Origin of the sequence: Marinobacterium sp. MBR-109 (genome assembly GCF_040547565.1) — a bacterium.
Classification (GTDB): domain Bacteria; phylum Pseudomonadota; class Gammaproteobacteria; order Pseudomonadales; family Balneatricaceae; genus Marinobacterium.
The window spans coordinates 159,898-185,769 of record NZ_JBEPPZ010000004.1; the positions used below are offsets into that span (position 1 = coordinate 159,898).

Genomic DNA, 25,872 nt, shown 5'->3' on the forward strand with positions numbered 1-25,872 from the left:
TTGCTATGGTTTTTATTATAAAACACATCTAGAATGGCATTGCAAGCTCAGAAGTCATCGTGATGCTTTATACATATTAGTCCATTTGAGCGCCTTTCAAGCCTCTCAACACTATAAAACCTGATATCTTGCATTGCTTTGCATTACAAAATACTTAACAAGGAGTGACAAACTTATTTTGCAATACTTTACGAATCAGGCTAAAAAGCGCGATCAGTTCACACCTGCTTCCGGAGATCTGCTGAGCGCTATGGAAAAGAGTCAGGACGCACTGGTGCTGTTGCGCCAGATCATTCGTGCCACCGACCTGCACGACAAACACCTGAGCCGGCTGACCGGGCTCACCATGCCACAATTGATGGTCATGCAGACGCTGCGCATCAATGGCCCCTTGACCATCGGCATGCTGGCCAAGGAGATGAACCTGGCACAGGCAACCGTTACCAGCATTCTTGACCGACTTGAGCGCAAGGAACTGGTACGCCGCGAACGCAGCCATACCGATAAGCGCAAGGTACTGGCCTGCCCTACTGAAGCGGGTCTGGAACTGCTCAAGTCCGCACCTGCCACTTTGCAGGACACCTTTATCCGCGAGTTCGAGGATATGCACGATTGGGAACAGTCGATGATCGTTGCCTCGCTGGAGCGCGTATCCCACATTCTGGGAGCACACCACATCGATGCGGCCCCGATGCTCGACATCGGCGCGCTGGACCGTTCCACCGACAGCGGTGTCCCCGACTATCTGCGTGATGAACAGAGCCCACTGAAGAACTGAGACCGCGCATTCAACGCGCGTCATTTCTTCCAATCTGCCGGCTCTGTTATCATGCAGCCTTAAATTCAATTGCTGCAGGGCAGTCCGAGCATGAGTAAATTCTGGAGCCCGGCCATCCAGTCGCTGACCCCCTATACACCCGGGGAGCAGCCCAAGGTTGATGGCCTTATCAAGCTCAACACCAATGAAAACCCCTATCCTCCAGCGCCGGGCGTGCAGCAGGTGATTGCCGCGTTTGACGCCGAACGACTGCGCCTCTACCCGGACCCTGACTGTCAGGCACTCAAGCAGGCGCTTGCCACCGATCAGGGGCTGCAACCGGAACAGGTGTTTGTTGGCAATGGCTCCGATGAAGTACTGGCGCTCGCCTTCATGACCTTTCTGCGCCAGAACCAACCGCTGTTGCTGCCGCAAACCACCTACAGTTTTTACAACGTGTATATCGATCTGTTTGGTATCGAGGCCCGCCACATACCTCTGCACGCCGACTACAGCATCAACCTCGATGATTATCAGGGCAGCAATGGCGGTATCATTTTTGCCAACCCCAACGCCCCTACCGGCATTTCCGTGCCCTTAAGTGAAATCCGACGCCTGCTTGAGCGCAACACGGAATCTGTTGTCGTTGTGGATGAAGCCTACGTGGACTTCGGTGCTGAAAGTGCCACCGCGCTGGTGAATGAGTTCCCCAACCTGCTGGTTACCCAGACATTTTCCAAGTCACGCTCACTGGCGGGGATGCGGGTCGGTTTTGCCTATGGCCAGGCAGAATTGATAGATGGGCTGGAGCGGGTCAAGAACAGCTTCAACTCCTACCCGCTGGATATGCTGGCACAGCAAAGCGCCATTGCTGCACTGGAGGATCAAACGTACTTCAAGCAGCGCTGCCAACAGATTATCGCAACCCGAGACTGGACCACGACACAGCTGACAGCTCTGGGCTTTGATGTGCTGCCATCACACACCAACTTCGTGTTTGCCAGCCACCCAAAAGCGGCCGGGGCCGAACTGATGCAATACCTGAGGGACAATCGAATTCTGGTGCGGCACTTCACCAAACCGGGTATCGACAACCACCTGCGTATCACCATCGGTACAGAAACGCAGATGCAGGCATTGATCGACTGCCTGCGCAACCACCCGGCACTTTAGTTGCCAAAGGCGCTCTGTTTCAGAGCGCCTCTCCCTCGACGCGATTGGCGCCACTGTGCTGTGCAATCAGCAGGTGCTCATGGGCACGGCGCAACACACTTACCGCATCATCTTCCAGATTGAGCGCAGAGGCCACACCCACACTGACTGTCCAGCCCAGATTACCCGTCGGATAGGGAACTTCAAGCGCCTCTACCGCTGAACGCATGCGCTCGCCAGCCAGCATTGCCTGTTCATGATTGGTTTCAGGCAGCACCATCACCAGCTGATCATCACTGTAGCGGGCCACAAAGTCGGAGGTGCGCTTGAGCCGATGCAATTCGGAAACCGTATGCTGCAGCACCTGATCACCAGCATCCCAGCCATGCTGCTCGTTGATGTCACTGAAGTTGTCAATATCGATCAACAACATGCTGCTTGCACCGTCATAACGCAGCGCCTGGGCAACCGATACTTCAAGCACCGGCACCAGCGCACGACGATTATAGGCGCCGGTCAGCGGATCTCGCTGAGCCTGGTGCGACAGTTTCCGTTCAAGCCTTTTCTGTGCCGTGATATCCCGCGCACTCCAGATTACCTCGCCCGTGGCGGTTGCGACCCAGCTGCCGCGATACCAAAGCGCCTCATGCAGCCCCAGCGCCCTTAGCTCAGGCAGGTGCTCTGGCCGCAACTGGTAATCATGCTGCACTGGAGCCTCCTCGCGCTGGGCCCGCTCAATCATGGACCGGACCTGAATCAGCAGATCCTCAGCCAGAAAGTCCGACAGTCTCTTGCCTTTCATCTGATCGGGCTGTACCCAGCCGGCACTGCCCGGCACGGCTTCCACAATCCGTTCACCATCCAGAATCAGCAACGGGTCCTGACAGACCTGCAGCAATGCCGTGTAACGAGCCTCGGTTGCATCCGTTGTCATCTTATCTCTCCAGACATGCGGTTAATGCCTCACCCGGGCGGCGGGCCGATTACTTCTCTGACCGATAATACCCCCGATACGGGGTCGGTATGCAATCCCTGCATCAACTCATGATCCAGAACAGAACTCAAGCGCAGCGAACACTTGAGCTTGAGTGCAACCTGCATGACAATGTTAACTGTTGCCTGCAGGCATCACTATTAAAGGACTAACAGCCCCCAAAGGCGACACATAGAGGCTGCACATGACTGACAGCACCAAAATCCTGATGGCCCGCCAACCCATATTCAATCTGGATCTGAAGGTTGTAGCCTATGAGCTGCTTTATCGCAGCGAAGACGGGATCAACCCACTGCCACTGATCAGTGGTGATCAGGCGAGCAGCCGCGTCATTCTGCACTCCTACACCAGTATCTGTGAGGCAGGCAGCCTGCGCATTCTGCCCGCTTTCGTCAATTTCACCCAGCAAATGCTGGAAGCCGACAGCCTGCCGCCCGTACCGCCACAGGAAATGGTAATCGAAATTCTCGAAGACAGTGTTGCCAGCCCCGAGCTGATACAGGCTGCCCGACGGCATGCTGAAGCAGGCTACCGCATCGCACTGGATGATTTCATTTACGATGAAAGCTTCGATCCCCTGCTGGATATCGCCGACATCGTCAAAGTGGATATACGCGCTCTTAACGAGTCACAGCTGAAGGAACAGGTAGCGCTGTTGAAGCGTTTCAAGGTCAGCCTGCTGGCCGAAAAAGTCGAAACACATGAAGAGTATGCCTTTTGTCGAGAACTGGGCTTCAGCCTGTTCCAGGGCTACTTTTTCAGCAAGCCCGAACTGCTGAAAGGCCAGAGCCCACAAGGCAACAAGCTGATTCTGATGCAGTTGCTCAGCGCGCTGAACGACCCGGACGTACAGGTCGAAACGCTCAAACAGCTGATCGAGCGAGATCCGGCCCTGACCTACAAACTGCTGCGGCTGGTCAACTCTTCCGCCTTCGGCCTCAGGCGCGAGGTCAGCAGCCTGCAGGAAGCGCTGATCTACCTCGGCATGAACCAGCTGAAGAAGTGGATCTCACTCATTGCACTGGCCGACAACTACGGCAAACCGTCAGAACTGACACGGCAAATTCTGCTGCTGGCACGCATGTCGGAACTGGTTGCCACCCCTGCTGCCGATGTGGATGCAGAGCAGGCCTTCATGGCCGGGCTTCTGGTACACCTTGACGCCCTGCTCAACATCAGCCGCGATGACATCCTGTCTCAGGTCGATGTCAGCGACAGTATCAAGGGTGCACTCAAAGGTGACGACTCACCGCTGGGCACGCTTCTGCATCAGGTGAGGCAGTTCATGCAGGGCGAGTGGGAGAGCAGGGATTTGATTCGGATGGAGGCGATGCAGGCATGCTATCTGAGTAGCCTGGAATGGACTCACGAGTCCATGCAGTTGATGAGCACACAGAGCTGATCACGTCGCCTGAGTGCTCGCCTACAGGTTGCAGAATTACTGCAGTGGTGACGTCATCGCTTCAACAGCAGCCCGGATTTCATCTTCACTGCAGCTGCCACAGGTCCCTTTTGGCGGCATGGCCCCCTTGCCTGCCAGCACGGTAGCGGTCATCGCATCCACACCGGTTGCAATTCTTGGTGCCCAGGCAGCCTTGTCGTCCATTTTGGGCGCTCCACCCAGCCCGGCCTGATGACAGGCAACACAGTGTTTTTGTACCACTTCATCGGCACTCATGGCCTGAACGCTCAGCGGAAGAGACAGCAGGGTTGCAGCAGTGATGGCAAGCAGAGGTTTCATGGGAGATCTCCATTTCGTTAATTGAGCACAGCATACAACCTCAATATGGAAATGTCCTTGATCCGGAACAGATAAAAAAACGGACGGCACGAGGCCGTCCGCTTTGCTCATACAATCTCCCGCTATCAACGGCTCAGCTCAAGCAACAGCTTGTTGAGCCGTGACACATAGCTGGCCGGGTCATCCAGCGCAGCACCTGCCGCCAGCCCCGCCTGGTCAAACAGTACCAGCGCAAGTTCACCAAAACGCTCTTCATCCGGCTCCTTGTCCAGCTTGTCGATCAGCGGGTGTTCCGGGTTAATCTCGAAGATCGGCTTGGTGTCAGGCACTTTCTGGCCCGCAGCCTCCATGATGCGACGCATCTGCAGCCCCATATCGTAGTCACCGATCACCAGACAGGCCGGTGATTCGGTCAAACGATGGGTGATGCGGATGGAGTCGACACGATCAGCCAGTACCTTATTCAGACGCTCCACCAGCCCTTCGTGTTCTTTCGCCACCTCTTCGAGCTTTTTCTTTTCTTCTTCGCTTTCGGTCTCACCCAAGTCCAGCTCACCCTTGGTAACATCCTGGAAGCTGTGGCCATCGAAATCGAACAACTGCCCCATCATCCATTCATCAATACGCTCGGACAGGAGCAGCACTTCGATCTCTTTCTTGCGGAAGACTTCAAGATGCGGGCTGTTTTTGGCGGTATTGAAGCTGTCAGCAACGATGTAGTAGATCTTTTTCTGACCTTCCTTCATGCGAGTGACATAGTCTTCCAGCGAAACGCTCTGCTCGGCATTGCCGCTGTGGGTTGAGGCAAAGCGCAGCAGCTTGAGGATCTTGTCACGGTTGGCGTAGTCCTCGGCCGGCCCCTCTTTGATGACCTGACCGAAGGTAGTCCAGAACTTGGCGTACTTGTCGGCATCGTTTTTAGCCAGCTTCGACAGCATATCCAGCACGCGCTTGGTCAGCGCTGAGCGCAGCTTGTCGACGTTGGGGTCTTTCTGCAAAATCTCGCGGGACACGTTCAGTGACAGGTTGTTGCTGTCGACCACACCCTTGATGAAGCGCAGGTACAACGGCAGGAACTGGTCTGCCTGATCCATGATAAACACGCGCTGCACATACAGCTTCAGTCCACGCGGCGCTTCGCGGTTCCAAAGGTCGTATGGCGCGTTTTCCGGCACATACAACAGGCTGGTATATTCCAGGTTGCCTTCAACCTTGTTGTGTGACCAGGTCAAGGCATCTGCAAAGTCATGCGAAATATGCTTGTAGAACTCCTGGTACTCCTCGTCCGTCAGGTCGGACTTGCTACGCGTCCAGAGTGCAGTGGCCGAGTTGACACTTTCCAGCTCGGCTTTCTGCTCGGTCCTCTCCTCGCCCTCTTCTGCCGGCGGCTCCTCTTTCAGCATTTTGACCGGAATGGAGATATGATCAGAATACTTGCGCACCAGTGAGCGCAGACGCCAGCCATCGGCAAACTCTTCTTCACCCTCTTTGAGCTTGAGTACGATACGGGTGCCACGGGTGGGTTTGTTGATGCTGCCAACGGTAAATTCACCCTCGCCGGCAGACGACCAATGCACACCGTTCTCGGCGGGCTCACCGGCACGACGGGTATAGACATCAACACGCTCGGCCACAATGAATGCGGAATAGAAACCGACACCGAACTGGCCGATCAGCTGACTGTCTTTGGCCTGATCTCCGGTAAGGTTGGACAAAAAGCTGGCCGTACCGGACTTGGCAATTGTCCCCAGGTGCTCAATCACATCCTGACGGCTCATACCAATGCCGCGGTCTTCGATGCTGACGGTTCCAGCGTCTTTATCGAATTCAATGCGGATATCCAGATCCGGGTTCCCTTCATACAGCGCATCGTTGTGCAACGCTTCAAAACGCAGTTTTTCGGACGCATCCGAGGCGTTGGAGATCAGCTCACGCAGGAAGATCTCCTTGTTTGAATAGAGGGAATGGATCATCAGGTTCAGAAGCTGTTTGACTTCTGTCTGGAAACCGAGTGTCTCTTTCTGAGTTTCTGTGCTCATGGCGGGCTTATCTACCTCCGAAAACTAACGTTCAACGTTTCGGATATGGGGGCCCGTCCCGGGATTTCAAGCGCTTATCGATCAACAGGGGTTAAAGTACCGGCATCCAGCAGAAAATGTGCACGCGCCTGTGCAATCGGTTTGCTTTTGCGTTCCTGCCAGGCCAGTACCGAGCAGTTGCCGACTCGACGCCCCTGCCGGCTGACATCACAAATGGCGAACGTGTCCCTATCAAGCCCCGCCCGCATGTAATCCAGTGAGAAGTCGATAATCTTGGCCAGCCCCGGCTGCGGCAGCTGCAGGGTGAGCTGGAACAGCGCTGTCAATTCCATGAAGGATGCAATCACACCTCCGTGAATGGCAGGAATGGTGGGATTGCCTATGTTGCCGGGGTTGGCCGGCAGTCGAAAGATAATCTCCTCACCATAACATTCACACTGCACACCCAATACCCGCGCATAGGGGATCAGATCGACCAGCGGCTGATAATCTCCACTTTCCTGTGCCTGACGCACCAGCTCAAGCAGTTGTTGCATTGTCCCCTCCTTCAATCAGGCGACGAAACTCGGACTCGGTGCTGCCGCCTTCAGGCCGCATGAATGTGGCGATGGCATAGGCAACGGGCCGTTCGGGGTCGTCCTGATAGACAGACGCGCGCGTGAACAGCACGCTGCGGGTCACGCGGTAGCATTCTGCGCTAACGTAGAGGGGCTGACTCTGGGCCGGAGTGCGCATATGGTCGATGCGCAGATCCAGTGTCGGACAGAGCTCAAACCGATCCAGGGCACACAACGTCGAAACACTGCTGGCGGCATCCACCAGTGTGGTCAGTACACCGCCGTGCAGGTAGGTATCCAGTACCGGGCTGATCAGTTGCGGCTGCACCGGCAACACCAGTACAGCACGCCCCTTTTCCGCCTGTATCAGGCGGATGCCCAGTTTCATCATATGAGGCTGGGCGTTCAGAAACCGTGTGCAGCGCCCAGCATATTCCCCTTGCGTCATTTCTCCGCTCCACTGCTCATGGTTAAGGTCTGCAGCGTGGTGGAGGTGAATTCCCGTCGGTACAGCACAAAGACAATCACCGTTGTCAGCAGCATGAAGCCCCAGGCATTCATGAACCAGCCCAGCACGGCAATGCTGAAATAGTAGGTACGCAAACCAAGGTTGAAGTTGTTTGCGGCCATGGAGGCCATGGTGGCAATGCGCTCGGCGTGGGCACGTACCTGTTTTTCAGACGGGTTTTCCGCCGGCAGGGGTGCGGCACCAATCATCACCGATACAAAACCATACTGACGCAGGCTCCAGGTAAACTTGAAGAAAGCGTAGATGAACAGCACGATCAGAAGCAGTAGCTTAAGTTCCCACTCCTGCCGGGTGGCGACCACGACAAATGGCAGATCCTGCACAAGATTGATCGCCTTTTCGGCTGAGCTCATCACCGTAATCAGACCCGCAAGCACCAGTATGGTGGTCGAGGCAAAGAAGGCAACCGTACGCTCAAGGTTGGCGATGGCCGTGGTATCAGCGATACGCACTTCACGCGTCATCATGCGCAGCATCCATTCGGTTCGGTACATGTGCAGCATGCTGACCAGGCAGGACGTGTGCTTGGCACGGCTGGCAGCGTAATACATATAGCCACGAAAGCAGAACAGAAACCAGGCGATCGCAAATGCATTCAGCCAATTGTTTTGGATCAGCAGCAGTAGTTTTTCCATAACCGGACCTGTGACTCAGTGCCTTGATTTCAAACCCTTAATCTACAGGGAATGAGGCCCTCTGTCTGCAGCGCCGTTCCCGAGCATCAGGAAGAACAGGTCAGATGGATCGCGGCAGCCCAGTCCGGTGGAGCATCGGCATAGGCACTGAATTCGGCATGCTCGTCACCGGGGTGGCGCAGTAATGGCAGCAACCCATTCAGTGGACCATAGTCGCCCTGGTGCGCTTCGCGGATCACCTCTTCCGCCATGTAGTTACGCAGGATATAGCGCGGGTTGACCGAACGCATCTGTGCCTGGCGGATCGGAGTACTGGCCACCTCTTGTTCAAGGCGCAGCTGGTATTGCTGCAACCAGTCCACAACAGCCTTCTCCTGCACCGCCAGCGCAAGCAGGCTGTTGGTAGACGAGGCATCTTCCGGCCGCCATCCACACAACAGCCGCAGAAATCGGTTGTGATCCATGCGCTGCTCAGCCCATATCGCTTCCAGCCTTGCGATCAGGCCGGCATCTTCCGGCCGGGACGACTGCAGACCCAGTCGTGCCTGCATGCGCTTCAGCTTTGCGGCCTCATAGAGTGCCTCGAAGCGATCCAGCTCAGCTTCCAGCCTTGATCTTTCAACCAGCGGCAGCAGTGCCTGCGCCAGTGCTGCCAGGTTCCACAACACAATTGAGGGCTGACGTGAAAAGGCGTAACGCCCTGCATGATCATTTTTGTTGGCCACATGGTCCGGTTCATAGTGGTCCATGAACGTGAATGGACCATAGTCGAAGGTTTCACCAATAATCGACATGTTGTCGGTATTCAGCACCCCATGGACAAAACCATAGGCCTGCCACAACGCCACCAGCTCAGCACTGCGCCGAACCACTTCGGCAAACATCTCTGCCACTGGCTGCTCAGCTGACTCCAGCTGCGGATAATGGCGATCGATGCAGTACCGGGCCAGACGACGGAGGTCATCATGCTGACCACTGTAATAGAAATACTCGAAGTGTCCGAAACGGATGTGGCTTGAGGTGACACGCAACAGCATGGCACATGGCTCCATGCCGTTACGCAGGGTGTACTCTTCGCTGCCGAGCAGGCACAACGCACGCGTGGTCGGAATGCCCAGACCAGACATCGCTTCTGAAGCAAGGTATTCCCGAATACTGGAACGCAACACCGCTCGACCGTCACCGAAACGGGAGAAGGCGGTCTTGCCGGCCCCCTTGAGATGCAGATCAAGCCGTTCACCACCCGGGCCTATAACCTCGCCCAACAACAAACCACGCCCATCCCCCAGATCCGGGTTGTAACTTCCAAACTGATGGCCGGTATACTTCATCGCCAGCGGCTCTGTACCGGGCCATTCGACCTCACCACCACACACCCGTGCCAATGCAGACGGGCTGACTCCACAGGGGTCCAGGCCCAGTTGACGTGCAACCGGCGGATTGAAACTGATCAGATGGACATGTTTCAGAGGACAGATGCGTGTCGACTGAAACCAGTGTTGTGGCAAACGTGCATAGCTGTTGTCAAACACCAGCCCTTCAAAGCCTTGCAGATAGGACATGATCACCCCCGTAACATCCAATGCCATTAACCTAGCATTTTGATCAGGTATTTTCACCCATCAGTTTAGCAGGGTTATTTTTAACGGAACGGCTGGTATCATGGTGGCTCCTGAAGGAGACCCCGATGTGGATTGAGCTGTCTGATCTGTTCTGGCTGGCACTAACGGCCACACTCTGTATGGCGTGGTGGCAGAACCTGAAAATACGCGAGCATGCCACGCGTCAGGTAAGGGCCTACTGCCAGCAACAGGATGTGCAGCTGCTCGACGAGAGTATTGCCCTGAAAAGCATGAAGCCGAGGCGTAGCCTGCACGGGCGTCTCGAACTGGAGCGCTGTTACCAGTTCAGTTTTACTTCGACCGGAGATGAACGCTATAACGGCCAGGTCCGCCTGAGCGGACGCCGGATACTGGGGTTTGAACTCCAGCCTCACCGTATCGGTTAGCCCTTGCTTCGCAGCGCCTTGCTGATCAGTCGGTCGAGCTGATTGGCAAAAGCCTGACGGTCCGACTGACTCATGGCCGCCGGGCCACCGCTTTGCACGCCGCTGGCGCGCATTGTCTCCATGAAATCACGAATATTCAGCCGGGCACGAATGTTTTCTGCCGTAAACTGCTCGCCTCGTGGCGTCAAGGCCATAGCCCCCTTGCCCAACAGCTCTGCAGCCAATGGTATGTCACTGGTAATCACCAGATCACCCGCGTCACAACGGCGCACAATCTCGTGGTCAGCCACATCAAACCCACCGGATACCTGAATCGCGCGGATATTGGCCGCTGGCGGAACCTTGAGTGCGTGATTGGCAATCAGCGTCAGCTCCAGCCCGGTCCGATCGGCCGCTCTGAACAGTATCTCCTTGATCACCACCGGACAGGCATCGGCATCGACCCAGATTTTCATGAATCCCCCTCAGCGCAACTGACGTACACGGCAACTGCGACCCTTGATCTTGCCCTGAGACAGCTTGCGCACCGCTTCTTTCGCCGCCGGACGACTGACCGCTACATAGGTACAGAAATCAAACACACGAATCTTGCCGACTTCATCACCCTGAATACCCTCGCCACTGGTCAGTGCCCCCAACACATCTCCGGGACGGATCTTCTGTTTTTTGCCGATATCAAGTTGCAGCGTTGCCATCGGTGGACGATAACTGCCATCAGCACGTGCAGCGGGCAAGGGCTCTTCGGTGGCAATCATATCCAGCTGGGCTTCTATGCCCGCAAGCTTGTGACCTTCCCGGTCGCTGAACAGGGTTACGGCCACACCACTCTGGCCGGCACGACCGGTGCGTCCAATGCGATGTACATGAACCTGAGACTCCTTGGCGGGGCGATAGTTGACCACCAGATCAAGCCCTTCGATATCCAGCCCCCTGGCTGCAACGTCGGTGGCCACTAACACCGAAGCGCTTTGATTGGAGAACCGCACCAGCGTCTGATCACGCTGGCGCTGATCAAGATCACCATGCAGTGCAACGGCCGCAATCCCTTCCTGCTGCAAGGCTGATTCCAGCTCACGCACTTCCTGTTTGGTATTGCAGAACACCACTGCCGATACCGGACGATAATGGTAGAGCAGTGCCGTCAAGGCCGCCTGACGCTCCTCTTCAGCAACGCGATGAAAATGCTGGCGGATGCTGCCGGACTGATGCAATGAAGCCACTTCTACCCGAACAGGGTTGGTCAAAATGCGGCTGGCAATCGCTTCAATTTCACGCGGATAGGTCGCACTGAACAGCAGGCTCTGACGTTCCGTCGGTGTCTGATCAACAATGGCATCCACAGCCGTCTGGAAACCCATTTCCAGCATGCGATCGGCTTCATCCAGCACCAGCACCTGTAACCTGTCCAGTTTGAGAGTGCCTTTGCGCAGGTGTTCTTCAAGACGCCCCGGGGTACCGACAACGATATGAGCACCATGCTCCAGTGAGCCAATCTGTGGTCCCAGCGGCTGCCCTCCGCACAATGTCAGCGTTTTGACATTGGGGATCTGACGCGCAAGACGACGCAGCTCCTGTGCAACCTGATCAGCCAACTCACGGGTCGGGCAGAGCACCAGTACCTGAACATGAAAACGTGTGGGGTCAAGCTGCTGCAGCACACCCAGACCGAAGGCCGCCGTCTTGCCTGAACCGGTCCTTCCCTGAGCGATAAGATCCTTGCCCTCAAGAATCACGGGGAGACTTTCATGCTGGATCGGTGTCATCAGGTGATAATCAAGCGAGGCGAGATTGTCCAGCAGCTCGGCACGCAACGGCAGGACTGAAAAGGGATGTTGACTCAAGGGAATACCTTCGGAATGTGTTTCTGAAGGCGCATTCTAGCAGAGGGCGGATAGGGGCGCACGGAAACAAAAAAGGCAGCCGAAGCTGCCTTTTTGAAAGAAACCCGAAGGCTCTTACTTCATTGCCCAACCGGTCACTTCAGACAGTGCCTTGCCGATATCGGCCAGGGAGCGAACAGTCTTCACACCAGCGTCTTCAAGAGCGGCAAACTTCTCGTCTGCAGTACCCTTGCCACCGGAGATGATCGCACCAGCGTGGCCCATGCGCTTGCCCGGAGGTGCAGTAACACCCGCGATGTAGGAAACAACCGGCTTGGTTACGTTTGCCTTGATGTAGGCAGCCGCTTCTTCCTCGGCAGAACCGCCGATCTCACCGATCATCACGATCGCTTCAGTCTGCGGATCGTTCTGGAACATTTCCAGAATATCGATGAAGTTGGAGCCCGGAATCGGGTCACCACCGATACCAACACAGGTAGACTGACCGAAGCCGGCGTCAGTGGTCTGCTTGACCGCTTCATAGGTCAGAGTACCGGAACGGGATACGATACCCACTTTACCCGGCAGGTGGATGTGGCCCGGCATGATGCCGATCTTGCACTCTCCCGGAGTGATAACGCCCGGGCAGTTCGGGCCGATCAGGCGCACGCCCAGCTCATCACACTTGACCTTGCACTGCAGCATGTCCATTACCGGAATGTGCTCAGTGATGCAGACGATCAGCTTGATGCCGGCATTGGCCGCTTCCAGGATGGAGTCCTTGCAGAAAGGAGCCGGTACGTAGATAACAGACGCTTCGGCGCCAGTCGCTTCTACGGCTTCCTTGACGGTGTTGAACACCGGCAGGCCCAGGTGCTCAGTACCGCCCTTGCCCGGCGTTACACCGCCGACCATTTTGGTACCGTAGGCAATCGCCTGCTCAGAGTGGAAAGTACCCTGGCCACCGGTAAAGCCCTGACAGATGACTTTGGTATCTTTGTTGATCAGAACGGCCATGATTATTTACCCTCCGCTGCTTTGACTGCCTGCTGAGCAGCGTCAGTCAGGCTGGTTGCTGCAATGATGTCCAGACCGGATTCGGCCAGTTTCTGCGCACCCAGCTCAGCGTTGTTACCTTCCAGACGTACCACAACCGGTACGTTGACACCCACTTCTTTAACTGCACCGATGATACCGTCAGCGATCAGGTCGCAACGTACGATACCGCCGAAGATGTTAACCAGAACCGCTTTAACGTTCTTGTCTTCGAGGATGATCTTGAACGCTTCGGTAACGCGCTCTTTGGTAGCACCACCACCAACGTCGAGGAAGTTGGCAGGGAAACCGCCGTGCAGAGACACGATATCCATGGTACCCATGGCCAGACCTGCGCCGTTTACCATGCAACCGATTGTACCGGTCAGAGCTACGTAGTTCAGATCCCACTCGGCTGCACGGGCTTCACGCTCGTCTTCCTGAGACGGGTCGTGCATGGCCTGCAGGTCCTTGTGGCGGTAAACAGAGTTACCGTCGATAACGACCTTGGCATCCAGGCAGTGCAGGTTGCCCTGGTCAGTGATGACCAGCGGGTTGATTTCGAGCAGAGCCAGATCTTTCTCTTCAAACATCTTGGCCAGGCCAAGGAAGATGTGAACAAACTGCTTGATCTGATCACCCTGCAGGCCCAGCTGGAATGCCAGCTCGCGACCCTGATAAGGCTGAGCGCCGGTCAAGGGATCGATGGTTGCTTTCAGGATCTTTTCCGGAGTCTCTTCAGCAACTTTCTCGATCTCGACACCACCTTCGGTGGAAGCCATGAACACGATGCGACGGCTGGAACGGTCTACAACCGCGCCCAGATACAGCTCGTTGGCGATATCGGTGCAGGTTTCAACCAGAATTTTGGTAACCGGCTGACCATTGGCATCTGTCTGGTACGTTACCAGACGCTGGCCCAGCCATTTTTCGGCAAAGGCCTTGGCTTCAGCCGGAGAGTCAACCAGCTTTACACCACCCGCTTTACCACGGCCACCGGCGTGAACCTGGGCTTTTACAACCCACTTGTCTCCGCCAATTTTTTCAGCCGCTTCAGCAGCCGCTTCCGGAGTATCTACCGCGATCCCTTTGGAAACCGGCAGACCATATTCGGCAAACAGTTGTTTACCCTGGTACTCGTGAAGGTTCATGCTCTAATCCGTTGTATTTTCGGTTATACAGGTACCTCGACCAGAGTGCAGTCAGCCGAGGTACACCTTTTGCTCTGCAGATCGGCATGAACAGGATCACTGCCCACACCGATTAACCCTTCAGGTTATCGCTTTTTGCGATTTGCAATGTGAATGGCGTGATTGTCCACTGCCAGTGCTGCTTCATGCACAGCTTCGCTGACGGTCGGGTGAGCAAATACCATCAGCTGCAGATCCTCTGCACTGGAGCAGAACTCCATCGCAATCACACCCTGAGCAATCAGCTCGGAGGCAATGCCACCGACCATGTGTACGCCCAGTATGCGGTCGGTTTCTTCGTCAGCAATGATCTTGACGAAGCCGTCAGTTGCATTGGCAGCCATTGCACGGCCGGATGCAGCAAACGGGAATTTACCAACCTTGATTTTTACACCCTCGGACTTGAGCTGCTGCTCGGTCTTGCCGACCCAGGCCAGCTCAGGGAAGGTATAAATAATGTTGGGGATGCAGTCATAGTTCAGTGCAGCCTTGTGGCCAGCAATGATGTCAACGACCATAATCCCCTCTTCAGAGGCCTTATGCGCCAGCATTGGACCGCGTACGGAGTCACCGATGGCGTACACGCCCGGTGCATCAGTACGGCAGCTGTCATCCACGAAGATGAAGCCACGCTCGTCCAGCTTCACACCGCTGTCTGCTGCCAGCAGGCCCTGAGTCTGAGGACGACGCCCCACTGCCACGATCAGCTTGTCGAATACCATCTCCTGATCACCGCTGGCATCAGCGAATTTTACCTTCACTTCCTTGCCATCGATGATTTCGGTGCCGGTGCAGCGAGCACCCAGCTTGATATCCAGACCCTGCTTGGTCAGCAGCTTCTTGGCTTCCTTCGCGACATCGACGTCAGCCAGTGCCAGGAAGTCATCCATTGCTTCAAATACGGTTACTTCAGAACCGCAACGCGCCCAGATGGAGCCCATTTCCAGACCGATGACACCTGCACCAATGATACCCAGACGTTTCGGGGTTTCATCAATGTTCAGGGCACCTTCGTTATCCAGAATCAGACCTTCGGTCAGCGGAGCCGGCGGAATCTCGACCGGTACGGAACCAGACGCCAGAATCACGTTATCGGCAGCATAAACACTGCTGTTGCCGTCCTGAGCCGTTACTTCGACCTGCTTGTTGGCCAGCAATTTGCCGGTACCCTGCAGCAGAGTCACGCCATTGGCCTTGAACAGGCCTGCGATACCACCGGTCAGGTTTTTGACGATCTGATCCTTGCGAGCCACCATCTGCTTGGTGTCCATGCGCACGTTATCGGCCACGATACCCTGAGCAGCGAAACCATGCTGAGCCTCATGCAGCTTGTGCGTGGTTTCCAGCAGTGCCTTGGACGGGATACAACCCACGTTCAGACAGGTACCGCCGAGAACCGGTGTACCCTTGTCATCAACCCACTTCTCGACACAGGCAGTTTTCAGACCCAGCTGAGCTGCACGAATTGCAGCCACATATCCGCCGGGGCCGGCACCGATAACAATGAGATCAAATTTATCTGACATTACTTAATCCTGTTTTTCACTCGTTCGATTGCGGGTCTGATCAGACGTCCAGCAGCATGCGTGCCGGGTCTTCCAGCAGATCCTTGATAGTGACGAGGAATTGTACCGCCTCTTTGCCATCAATCATACGGTGGTCATACGACAGCGCCAGGTACATCATCGGCAGGATTTCAACCTGACCATTGACAGCCATTGGACGCTCCTGAATCTTGTGCATGCCCAAGATCGCAGTCTGCGGCGGATTCAGGATCGGAGTGGACATCAAGGAGCCGAATACACCACCGTTGGTGATGGTGAAGGTGCCGCCCTGCATGTCATCCATGCCCAGCTTGCCTTCACGGCCACGCTTACCGAAGTCGGCAATAGTACCTTCCACTTCAGCAAGGCTCATGGAGTCAGTGTCACGCAGTACCGGCACCATCAGACCACGTTCAGTGGATACGGCAACACCGATATCCTGGTAGCCGTGATAGACCATGTCGTTGCCGTCGATGGAGGCGTTCACGGCCGGGAAACGCTTCAGCGCTTCGGTAGCGGCCTTGACGAAGAAGGACATGAAGCCCAGACGCGTGCCACCGTGAACCTTCTCGAACAGGTCCTTGTACTGCTTGCGCAGCTCCATAACCGGCTTCATGTTCACTTCATTATAGGTCGTGAGCATGGCTGCATTCTGCTGCGCTTCAACCAGACGTTTGGCGATAGTAGCGCGCAGACGTGTCATCGGTACACGCTTCTCGGTGCGCTCACCAGCCGGAATGTTCAGCGCCGGTGCAGCGGCGGCAGCCGGAGCGGAGGCCGGTGCAGCAGCAGGCTTGTTCTTCAGGAAGTTCTGAACGTCTTCCTTGGTGATACCGCCATTCTTGCCGGTGCCCGGAATCCTGGACGCGTCCAGGCCGTTCTCTTCGATCAGCTTGCGAGCGGCAGGACCAACCTTGTCAGCGTCGGTGGTCACTTCAGCGGCAGGCGAATCGGCGGATTCGGCAGCCGGTGCCTTTTCAGCCGGTGCCGGCGCAGCGGCAGCCGCGCCCTCTTCGAAGATGGCAATGACTTCTTCGCTCAGGACGGTGTCACCTTCACCCTTGACGATCTCCTTGAGCACACCATCTGCCGGTGCAACCACTTCAAGAACGACCTTATCGGTTTCGATGTCAACGATCAGCTCATCAGCTGAACATGCTTCACCCGGCTGCTTGTGCCAGGTTGCAACTGTTCCGTCAGCAACGGATTCAGGGAAAGTCGGCGCTTTAATATCGATGGACATGCTGTTTCCTTTATTAATGCTGCTCAGGTCTTGTTTGCGAACCTGTCATTAACCGTTGATTGCTTCGTTGACCAGCTGCTCTTGCTGCTCAAGGTGAACCGAAATATAGCCTACTGCCGGCGCTGCGGCATGTGGACGACCCACACCCACCAGATGCAGCTTCGGATCATGCTGCTGCATCACATTGCGCATATGGTGCTGGCTGCAGTACCAGGCGCCCTGGTTCATCGGCTCTTCCTGACACCAGACCACCGATTCCAGATTGGTGTAATCGGCGATGGCATCTTTCAGGCCCTGCTCCGGGAACGGGTAGAGCTGTTCGATGCGAACGATGGCGACATCGTCCTTTTCCAGCTCGGCGCGACGGTTGTACAGGTCGTAGTAAACCTTGCCGCTGCACATGACCACGCGTTTTACTTTCTTCGAATCCAGCTGATCCACTTCCGGAATCACCGGCTGGAAAGTTCCTTCGGAAAGATCCTCGAGGGAACAGATCGCCTGCTTGTGACGCAACAGAGATTTCGGCGACATCACCACCAGCGGCTTACGCAGCGGGCGTACAACCTGGCGACGCAGCAGGTGGAAAATCTGAGCCGGTGTCGACGGTACACATACCTGAATATTGTGTTCGGCACACATCTGGAGGAAGCGCTCCAGGCGCGCAGAGGAATGCTCGGGTCCCTGACCTTCAAAACCGTGCGGGAGCAGCATGGTCAAACCGCAGAGACGCCCCCACTTGTGCTCGCCTGAGGTAATGAACTGGTCGATAACGACCTGTGCACCGTTGGCAAAGTCACCGAACTGAGCTTCCCAGATTACCAGCGCATTCGGCGTGGTGGTTGAATAGCCATATTCGAAGCCCAGCACCGCTTCCTCGGAAAGGAAGGAGTCATAGATATCGAAAGCCGGCTGCCCATCCGCCAGATTCTGCAGCGGAATGTAGGTGGAAGCATCCTTCTGGTTATGAATCACCGCATGGCGATGAGAGAAGGTTCCGCGGCCCACATCCTGCCCGGTAAGGCGGATCGGATAGCCCTCAGCCAACAGCGTGGCATAGGCCATGGTCTCGGCGAAGCCCCAGTTAATCTCCATGGCGCCCGCCGCCATCTTTCTGCGGTCTTCGTAAATCTTCTGCACCTGACGCTGAACCGCCAGCCCTTCCGGGAACTCACAGGTCTTGTTGGCCAGCTCTTTCAGTAGCTTGGCATCTACCCCTGTATCACAATCGAAAGACCACTGGTGGCCCAGATAGGGGCGCCAATCAACAAACAGTTCAGAATTGGGCTGCATCACCAGAGACTTGGCCACGTGCTGGCCGTTTTCCAGCGCTTTGCGGTAGTCCTGATCCAGGACCTTGGACTCTTCAGCCGAGATGACACCCTCTTCAACGAGGCGCGCACCATACAGCTCGCGGGTTGTCTTCTGGGACTTGATTTTGCTGTACATCAGCGGCTGGGTGCCTGAAGGCTCATCCGCTTCGTTATGGCCACGACGGCGGTAGCACACCAGGTCGATAACCACATCCTTATTGAATTCGTTACGATAATCCAGTGCCAGCTGAGTCACAAAGCGTACCGCTTCGGGATCATCTCCGTTGACGTGGAAAATCGGAGACTGAACCATCTTGGCCACATCGGTGCAATACTCAGTGGAACGTGCATCTTCCTTCTTGGAAGTGGTAAAGCCCACCTGGTTGTTGATCACGATATGGATGGTACCGCCGGTTTTGTAGGCGCGGGTCTGAGACATCTGGAATGTCTCCATCACCACACCCTGACCAGCGAAAGCGGCGTCACCATGAATGGCAACCGGGATCACGGTATTACCGACCGGGTCATCACGACGGTCCTGACGCGCACGCACGGAACCTTCAACCACCGGAGACACGATCTCGAGGTGAGACGGGTTGAACGCCATGGCGATATGAACCTCTCCACCCGGCGTCATCACATTGGACGAAAAACCCTGGTGGTATTTCACGTCACCGGAGGTTTCGATCATGCGCTTGCCTTCGAACTCGCCAAACAGGTCCTGCGGATTTTTGCCGAACAGGTTGACCAGTACGTTGAGACGGCCGCGGTGAGCCATGCCGATCACCAGTTCCTTGGCACCGTCACGACCGGCACGCTGAACCAGCTCATCAAGACACGGAATCAGGCTTTCGCCACCTTCAAGACCAAAGCGCTTGGCACCTGCGTAGCGTGAACCGAGATACTTCTCGAGACCTTCAGCCGCAACCAGACGCTCCAGAATGTGTTTGCGCTCGTCATTGGTCAGTACCGGATGGCTGCGCACCGGCTCCATGCGAGACTGAATCCAGCGTTTTTCCTGAGTGTCGACGATGTGCATGTACTCAACGCCGACGGTAGTGCAGTAGGTTTTCTTGAGATCAGCCAGGATCTCTTTCAGCGTGCTCTCTTCAGGACCAAAGAACAGGGAGCCCAGCTGGAAGCGGGTATCAAAGTCGGCTTCTGACAGCTCATGAAAGCGCGGATCGAGGTCAGGCACCTGCTCGCGCTGCATCAGGTTAAGCGGATCAATATCGGCGTGCTGGTGACCGCGCACACGATAGGCATTGATCATCCGCAGAACGCGAACCTGTTTCTTTTCATGCTCAGAGCTGACACTGCTGCCGGAAACCGGCATGGCGCGCTTTTGATTCTTGGAGAGGAGAAGGAAGTGTTCCCGGATGGTGGAGTGGGGTACATCCTGAGTGATGCTGTCACCAACCTTGGGGAGTCGATCGAACTCTTCACGCCATTCTTGTGGAACGGCATTCGGGTCCATCAGGTACGTTTCGTATAGTTGTTCGACATATGAAAGGTTGCCCCCATAGAGATGGGCATTCTTCCACATCTGCTCCATTATGCCATCTTGCATTATCATCTCACCCTGGCTCTGAGAGGGTACTGTAGCGATCAGGCTGCACTATTTCCTGACCCAACAGCCCGTTAACCCTCTGCTGATTACCGTTTTTTGTATCGTCCCGCAGCAACGACGGATCGCGTGCGGCCGCGGTCGATAATTCTACGCTTTTTATTGCGGCCTTAACACCGCTAGCAGGCGAGGATTCTATAAAATTATGCTACATGGATGACATAGGCCTTTTGGCTATGACGCCCTGCCTTGCCTGCCTGCAAAGCAAAAAAAACGGCATCAAGGATGCCGTTTTTTTGTGCCCGAAAAAGATCAGGTTGCTTGCTGAATCAACATGTTGCGGATCTTGCCGATCGCCTTGGTCGGATTCAGACCCTTCGGACACACGCTGACGCAGTTCATGATGCCATGGCAACGAAATACACTGAACGGATCATCCAGCTCGGCCAGGCGCTCATTGGTCGCGGTATCACGACTGTCAGCCAGGAAGCGGTAAGCCTGCAGCAGACCAGACGGACCTACAAACTTGTCCGGATTCCACCAGAAGGACGGACAGGCAGTCGAACAGCATGCACAGAGAATACACTCGTACAGACCATCCAGCTCAGCACGCTCTTCAGGTGACTGCAGACGCTCGATCGCCGGCGGCGGCGTGTCGTTGATCAGGAACGGCTTGATCTTTTCGTACTGCTTGTAGAACTGGGTCATATCGATGACCAGGTCACGAATCACCGGGAGACCCGGCAGCGGGCGCAACACCAGCTTGTCATTCTTGACCACTTCGGACAGCGGCGTGATGCACGCCAGACCGTTCTTGCCGTTCATGTTCATGCCATCTGAGCCACATACGCCCTCACGGCAGGAACGACGATACGCAAGCGTCGTGTCCTTTTCTTTCAGCAGCTGGAGCAGATCCAGCACCATGATGTCCTTGCCACCCGGGATATCAATATGGACATCCTGCATGTAAGGCGCATCATCCACTTCAGGGTTGTAACGATATACACTTACCAGCATCGCACCAGCCTCTTAATAGGTTCGTACTTTCGGCGGGAACGGATCCATTGTTTTCGGCGCGAAGTTGACCGCGCGCTTGCCAACGGACTTGTTCTGCGGGAAGAAGACAGAGTGACACAGCCAGTTTTCGTCATCACGCTCGGTGAAGTCGTTACGGGCATGTGCACCACGGGACTCCTTGCGCTCCTCAGCCGCAATCGCGGTTGCTTCAGCAACTTCCATCAGGTTTTCAAGCTCCAGAGCCTCAATACGCGAAGTATTGAAAGCCTGACTCTTGTCTTCCAGATGTACGTTGGCAACACGCTCACGGATCTCCTTCAAAAGACCAAGACCCTTCTGCATGCTTGCACCATCACGGAATACGCCGAAGTACAGCTGCATGGTGCTCTGCAGGTCCTTGCGGACATCAGCCACCTTCTCGCCACCGGTGCTGTTATTGAGGCGGTTCAGACGTGACATAGCCGCTTCAATGTCAGACTCGGTCGCTTCAGCCACAGAGTAGCCTTCACGCATCTGCTGCTCGATCTGCATGCCCGCTGCACGACCGAATACCACCAGATCAAGCAGAGAGTTACCGCCCAGGCGGTTGGCGCCATGCACGGATACACAAGCCGCTTCACCACAGGCGAACAGACCGTTGATGATCCTGTCTTCACCGGACTGAGCATCCGGAGAGATTGCCTGACCACCAATATTGGTCGCAATACCGCCCATCATGTAATGACAGGTCGGAACAACCGGGATCGGTTCTTTTACCGGATCCGCAGCCGCGAAGGTCTTGGACAGCTCACAAATACCGGGCAGACGCGAGTGCAACACTTCCTCACCCAGGTGGTCCAGCTTCAGGTAGACATGATCGCCATTCTCGCCACAGCCACGACCTTCGAGGATCTCAAGGATCATGGAGCGAGCCACAACATCACGACCGGCAAGATCTTTGGCGTTCGGAGCATAGCGCTCCATGAAGCGTTCGCCATCCTTGTTCACCAGGTAGCCACCTTCACCACGACAACCCTCGGTCACGAGGACGCCGGCACCGGCAATACCGGTCGGATGGAACTGCCACATTTCCATATCCTGAACAGGCACACCGGCTCGCATTGCCATACCGATACCGTCACCGGTATTGATCAGGGCATTGGTGGTGGATGCATAGATACGACCCGCACCACCGGTTGCCAGCACAGTAGCCTTGGACTTGATATAGACGGTCTCACCGGTTTCGATGCAAATGGCAATACAGCCAACCACATCACCATCGGCATTCTTGACCAGGTCAACGGCATACCATTCGTTCAGGAAGGTTGTACCGGCCTTCATGTTGGCCTGATACAGCGTATGCAACAGCGCGTGACCGGTACGGTCGGCTGCCGCACAGGTGCGAGCTGCCTGAGTGGGGTTATCCGGCCCTTTGGACTGACCACCGAACGGGCGCTGATAGATGCGGCCAATTTCGGTACGAGAGAACGGCAGACCCATGTGATCCAGCTCGAATACAGCCTGAGGACCTACGGAGCACATGTATTCAATTGCGTCCTGGTCGCCGATATAGTCTGACCCCTTAACGGTGTCATACATGTGCCAGCGCCAGTCATCGTTCGGATCAGCACTGGCAATCGCACAGGTGATACCACCCTGGGCCGATACAGTGTGAGAACGGGTCGGGAATACTTTGGTGACACAGGCCGTGTTCAGGCCTGACTGTGCCAGCTGCAGCGCAGCGCGCATGCCAGCACCACCACCACCGACGACGATCGCGTCGAAAGTAAGCGTACGCAGTTTAGACATGTTTTAGATACCCCACAGAATCTGGATGCCCCACACGACGTAAATAAACGCCAGCAGGCCGCATGCGGACTGGAACAGGAAGCGAGCACCGGTCGCCTTGATGTAGTCGGTAGATACAGACCACATGCCGATCCAGGCGTGCGCCACCATGGACAGTACTGCCAGCAGGGTAAAGATACGCATGACCGTACCGCTGAACAGCTCTTTCCACTGGTTGTAATCCAGTTCCGGATTCATCAGCAGATAGCCGATCATGAAAATGGTGTAAGCCAACAGTACGAGTGCTGTGACGCGCTGCATCATCCAGTCATACAGGCCGCTACGACCAAAGCTTGTGATACTTGTTACCATATCCAGACTCCCGCAAGCAGGATAGCGATACCCGCTATCACCAGAGTGACCTTGGCTGCCAAACGACCGCTATCCAGCTCTTCACAGTGACCCAGATCCATGATCAGGTGCTTGATACCTGCAAAGAAGTGGTACAGCAGCGCTGACACCAGACCCCATGCAATGAGTTTTGCCAGGAATGATTCCTGGAGCATCTCAGCAGCGCGGTCAAAGCCGGCCTGAGATTCCAGCGACATACTTAATACATAAAGCATAAAGATGGCGCCAAAGAACAGCGCTACACCTGATACGCGATGCAGTATTGAAGTGATCGCCGGGAGTGGCTGTTTTATGGTTCGCAGATCTAAATTTACAGGTCTTTTCTTGTTCACGGCTCTAGTTCACACTTTTCTGTCCAGTTGCAGGACAAGGTTGCTAGGAAGTGCTCAGAGAGTAGTACCTCGAGATGCCAGAACTGACACTTAACCAGTGGGCACGGTGCCAACTCAGGTGCGAGAGTATAGACAGATCACCCTTGGAATACAACGCGCCCAGCGCCACCTAAGGCTTAAGTCTAGTGTAGAGATCCAGACCCTTTGCCCTTCTCGTACTATTCTTTTTGCGTCGACGTACAACTAATTATTTATTTCCCCAAAACAGCTGAATTGCTAGGAAATTTCTTTCTGTTGCGATGCAACATTCCACCCCCAAGGCTTAATTGACAATCCTGTTTCAAACTCTATAGTGGGTGGGTCCTTTTTCGGGCCATTTCCTATGAAGCGGCTCAGAAGCAAGCCGCAGCAATACAAAACAGAATGATAGGAGCCTCTGATGGCTGACAAGAAAGCACGTTTGACAGTCGATGGTCTGGACGAAGCGATCGAACTGCCGGTTTATTCCGGTACCGAAGGTCCCGACGTCATAGATGTACGCCCACTGACCGGCAAAGGCCTGTTCACCTACGACCCCGGCTTCGTGTCCACTGCGGCCTGCGAATCCAAGATCACCTATATCGATGGTGGCAAAGGTGTCCTGCTGCACCGCGGCTACCCGATCGAACAGCTGGCTGAAAAGTCCGACTACCTTGAAGTCTGCTACCTGCTGCTCAATGGTGAACTGCCCACGGCAGAAGAGAAAGAGAAGTTCGTCAACACCATTTCCAACCACACCATGGTGCACGAGCAGCTCAGCCAGTTCTTCAAGGGGTTCCGTCGTGATGCCCACCCGATGGCTATCATGTGCGGCGTTGTTGGCGCATTGTCTGCGTTCTATCACGACTCGCTCGACATCAACAACCCACACCACCGCGAAGTGTGCGCGTACCGCCTGATCGCCAAAATGCCGACCCTTGCAGCCATGTGCTACAAGTACTCCATCGGCCAGCCGTTCATGTACCCGCAAAACGAACTCAGCTATGGGGCCAACTTCCTGCGCATGATGTTCGGCACCCCCTGCACTGACTACGAAGTCAATCCGGTACTGGCCCGCGCCATGGATCGCATCTTCATCCTGCATGCCGACCATGAACAGAACGCTTCCACTTCCACCGTTCGCCTGGCAGGCTCTTCCGGTGCCAACCCGTTTGCCTGCATCGCAGCCGGCATTGCCGCCCTGTGGGGACCGGCTCACGGCGGTGCCAACGAAGCGGTACTGACCATGCTGGATGAGATTGGTGATGAGGCCAACATCCCCGAGTTCATCGAAAAGGCCAAGGATCCGAACGATCCGTTCCGCCTGATGGGCTTTGGCCATCGCGTATACCGCAACTTTGACCCTCGCGCCAAGGTGATGAAGAAGACCTGCGACGAAGTTCTGGCTCTGCTGGGTATCGAGAACGACCCTCAGCTGCAGATCGCCAAGCGACTGGAACAGATCGCACTCGAAGATGAATACTTCGTTGAGCGCAAGCTGTACCCGAACGTGGACTTCTATTCAGGCATTATCCTGAAAGCGATCGGTATTCCGACCAACATGTTCACCGTGATCTTTGCCCTCTCCCGCACCATCGGCTGGATCTCGCACTGGAATGAATTCCATTCCAGCCCGAACAAGATTGGTCGCCCGCGCCAGCTCTATACTGGTGCAAAGCAGCGTGACTATCCTGCCTGATTGCAAAAAACCAAAAAGCCCTGCATATGCAGGGTTTTTTTTGGTCCACACAAATACTCAAATTAGGAAAAATTCCTAATGCCCATCACCTCCGTATAGGCTAAAGTATCTCCAGCAGGACGCTTGAAATCAGGAGGGACCCAACGATGGAACATATATGTCAGCACTGCCGCGCTCTATTGAGCAGTGGTATTCGCTCCCCGTACCACCTCAGCATCAGCCAACTCAGCAACAGCGAACTGATCAAATGCGACCTGTGCGAGGCTTATCTGCTGCGCGAGCAGGGTAACACGGAGCTGTTGCAGGCACCTTCATTTACACCATCTGCAAGAGACTGCACCCCAAGCAGGGTCGAAAGCTCCAGTCTGGGTCATCGTCACTGACCCTACAATAGCCATTCAGTACAGAGCCAACGGCGCAGCGCCTGCGCCATCCCGACCGAACAAAAACCAGAAACCGCAGGAAACAAAAAAGCCACCCGGCATGACCCGTAGTGGCTTTTCGCAA

At 55.4% G+C, this 25,872-nt stretch carries 24 protein-coding genes; 6 read left to right on the plus strand and 18 right to left on the minus strand.

From position 1 onward, the window contains the following. The first annotated feature begins 250 nt into the window (after positions 1-250). Entirely contained in the window at positions 251-778 is a 528-nt protein-coding gene (locus ABIE60_RS07345; protein ID WP_354468791.1) for a MarR family winged helix-turn-helix transcriptional regulator, read from the plus strand. Positions 779-868: 90 nt separating this feature from the next. Continuing rightward, entirely contained in the window at positions 869-1,930 is a 1,062-nt protein-coding gene (gene hisC, locus ABIE60_RS07350) for a histidinol-phosphate transaminase (RefSeq protein WP_354468792.1), read from the plus strand. 19 nt (positions 1,931-1,949) lie between these two features. Here the strand turns inward: hisC and ABIE60_RS07355 are convergent, their stop codons facing one another. Beyond that, a complete protein-coding gene (locus tag ABIE60_RS07355) occupies positions 1,950-2,843 on the minus strand; it encodes a GGDEF domain-containing protein (RefSeq protein ID WP_354468793.1) in 894 nt (297 codons plus the stop codon). A gap of 244 nt (positions 2,844-3,087) precedes the next feature. Between ABIE60_RS07355 and ABIE60_RS07360 the strand changes: the two genes are divergently transcribed. After that, entirely contained in the window at positions 3,088-4,305 is a 1,218-nt protein-coding gene (locus ABIE60_RS07360; RefSeq protein WP_354468794.1) for an EAL and HDOD domain-containing protein, read from the plus strand. A 36-nt stretch (positions 4,306-4,341) separates the two neighbouring features. On the opposite strand, the gene ABIE60_RS07365 is transcribed toward ABIE60_RS07360, so the two are convergent. The 6 genes from ABIE60_RS07365 to ABIE60_RS07390 all read right to left on the minus strand — a co-directional run bounded on the left by ABIE60_RS07365 (position 4,342) and on the right by ABIE60_RS07390 (position 9,966). Next, positions 4,342-4,644, minus strand: a complete 303-nt coding sequence (locus ABIE60_RS07365; protein WP_354468795.1) for a c-type cytochrome — start codon at positions 4,642-4,644, stop codon at positions 4,342-4,344. 125 nt (positions 4,645-4,769) lie between these two features. Next, positions 4,770-6,683 (minus strand): molecular chaperone HtpG, encoded by a 1,914-nt coding sequence (gene htpG, locus ABIE60_RS07370; RefSeq protein WP_354468796.1) that lies wholly within the window; start codon positions 6,681-6,683, stop codon positions 4,770-4,772. Between the two features lie 74 nt (positions 6,684-6,757). Then, positions 6,758-7,219, minus strand: a complete 462-nt coding sequence (locus ABIE60_RS07375; protein WP_354468797.1) for a PaaI family thioesterase — start codon at positions 7,217-7,219, stop codon at positions 6,758-6,760. After that, complete coding sequence (locus ABIE60_RS07380; RefSeq protein ID WP_354468798.1) at positions 7,203-7,688, minus strand: PaaI family thioesterase; 486 nt, start codon at positions 7,686-7,688, stop codon at positions 7,203-7,205. The genes ABIE60_RS07375 and ABIE60_RS07380 overlap by 17 nt, the downstream gene beginning before the upstream one ends. Next, positions 7,685-8,404 carry a DUF599 domain-containing protein gene (locus ABIE60_RS07385; RefSeq protein WP_354468799.1) on the minus strand — a complete coding sequence of 240 codons (720 nt, stop codon included), beginning with the start codon at positions 8,402-8,404 and terminating at the stop codon, positions 7,685-7,687. Before ABIE60_RS07385 ends, ABIE60_RS07380 begins: the two co-directional genes overlap by 4 nt. 86 nt (positions 8,405-8,490) lie before the next feature. After that, complete coding sequence (locus ABIE60_RS07390; RefSeq protein ID WP_354468800.1) at positions 8,491-9,966, minus strand: protein adenylyltransferase SelO; 1,476 nt, start codon at positions 9,964-9,966, stop codon at positions 8,491-8,493. 125 nt (positions 9,967-10,091) lie between these two features. On the opposite strand from ABIE60_RS07390, the gene ABIE60_RS07395 reads away from it, so the two are divergent. Beyond that, the gene (locus ABIE60_RS07395; protein WP_354468801.1) at positions 10,092-10,412 is read left to right on the plus strand and encodes a DUF3301 domain-containing protein; all 321 of its coding nucleotides are present in this window, start codon (positions 10,092-10,094) and stop codon (positions 10,410-10,412) included. Here ABIE60_RS07395 and ABIE60_RS07400 read toward each other — a convergent pair. The 11 genes from ABIE60_RS07400 to sdhC form a co-directional block, all read right to left on the minus strand. After that, a complete protein-coding gene (locus tag ABIE60_RS07400; protein ID WP_354468802.1) occupies positions 10,409-10,867 on the minus strand; it encodes a YaiI/YqxD family protein in 459 nt (152 codons plus the stop codon). The two genes, ABIE60_RS07395 and ABIE60_RS07400, sit on opposite strands and share 4 nt — an antisense overlap. Positions 10,868-10,876: 9 nt before the next feature. After that, entirely contained in the window at positions 10,877-12,253 is a 1,377-nt protein-coding gene (dbpA, locus tag ABIE60_RS07405) for an ATP-dependent RNA helicase DbpA (protein ID WP_354468803.1), read from the minus strand. Positions 12,254-12,367: 114 nt separating this feature from the next. Then, positions 12,368-13,249, minus strand: a complete 882-nt coding sequence (sucD, locus tag ABIE60_RS07410; RefSeq protein ID WP_091823358.1) for a succinate--CoA ligase subunit alpha — start codon at positions 13,247-13,249, stop codon at positions 12,368-12,370. A 2-nt stretch (positions 13,250-13,251) separates the two neighbouring features. Further along, a complete protein-coding gene (gene sucC / locus ABIE60_RS07415; RefSeq protein WP_354468804.1) occupies positions 13,252-14,418 on the minus strand; it encodes an ADP-forming succinate--CoA ligase subunit beta in 1,167 nt (388 codons plus the stop codon). A gap of 125 nt (positions 14,419-14,543) precedes the next feature. Next, on the minus strand, positions 14,544-15,983 hold the full coding sequence (gene lpdA / locus ABIE60_RS07420; protein ID WP_354468805.1) for a dihydrolipoyl dehydrogenase: 1,440 nt from the start codon (positions 15,981-15,983) through the stop codon (positions 14,544-14,546). Positions 15,984-16,023: 40 nt separating this feature from the next. Beyond that, entirely contained in the window at positions 16,024-17,244 is a 1,221-nt protein-coding gene (gene odhB, locus ABIE60_RS07425; protein ID WP_354468806.1) for a 2-oxoglutarate dehydrogenase complex dihydrolipoyllysine-residue succinyltransferase, read from the minus strand. A 48-nt stretch (positions 17,245-17,292) separates the two neighbouring features. After that, entirely contained in the window at positions 17,293-20,124 is a 2,832-nt protein-coding gene (locus ABIE60_RS07430; protein ID WP_354468807.1) for a 2-oxoglutarate dehydrogenase E1 component, read from the minus strand. Between the two features lie 309 nt (positions 20,125-20,433). Continuing rightward, complete coding sequence (locus ABIE60_RS07435) at positions 20,434-21,138, minus strand: succinate dehydrogenase iron-sulfur subunit (RefSeq protein ID WP_354468808.1); 705 nt, start codon at positions 21,136-21,138, stop codon at positions 20,434-20,436. A 12-nt stretch (positions 21,139-21,150) separates the two neighbouring features. After that, the gene (gene sdhA, locus ABIE60_RS07440) at positions 21,151-22,926 is read right to left on the minus strand and encodes a succinate dehydrogenase flavoprotein subunit (protein WP_354468809.1); all 1,776 of its coding nucleotides are present in this window, start codon (positions 22,924-22,926) and stop codon (positions 21,151-21,153) included. A 3-nt stretch (positions 22,927-22,929) separates the two neighbouring features. Beyond that, positions 22,930-23,277: a succinate dehydrogenase, hydrophobic membrane anchor protein gene (gene sdhD / locus ABIE60_RS07445; RefSeq protein WP_354468810.1), complete on the minus strand. Its 348-nt coding sequence runs from the start codon at positions 23,275-23,277 to the stop codon at positions 22,930-22,932. Then, positions 23,271-23,648, minus strand: a complete 378-nt coding sequence (gene sdhC, locus ABIE60_RS07450) for a succinate dehydrogenase, cytochrome b556 subunit (RefSeq protein WP_354468811.1) — start codon at positions 23,646-23,648, stop codon at positions 23,271-23,273. The genes sdhD and sdhC overlap by 7 nt, the downstream gene beginning before the upstream one ends. 439 nt (positions 23,649-24,087) lie before the next feature. Here sdhC and gltA point away from each other — a divergent pair, with 439 nt between their 5' ends. Both gltA and ABIE60_RS07460 read left to right on the plus strand, forming a co-directional pair. Further along, positions 24,088-25,365 carry a citrate synthase gene (gene gltA / locus ABIE60_RS07455; RefSeq protein ID WP_354468812.1) on the plus strand — a complete coding sequence of 426 codons (1,278 nt, stop codon included), beginning with the start codon at positions 24,088-24,090 and terminating at the stop codon, positions 25,363-25,365. A gap of 146 nt (positions 25,366-25,511) precedes the next feature. Then, a complete protein-coding gene (locus ABIE60_RS07460) occupies positions 25,512-25,748 on the plus strand; it encodes a hypothetical protein (protein WP_354468813.1) in 237 nt (78 codons plus the stop codon). The last annotated feature ends 124 nt before the right edge of the window (positions 25,749-25,872 follow it).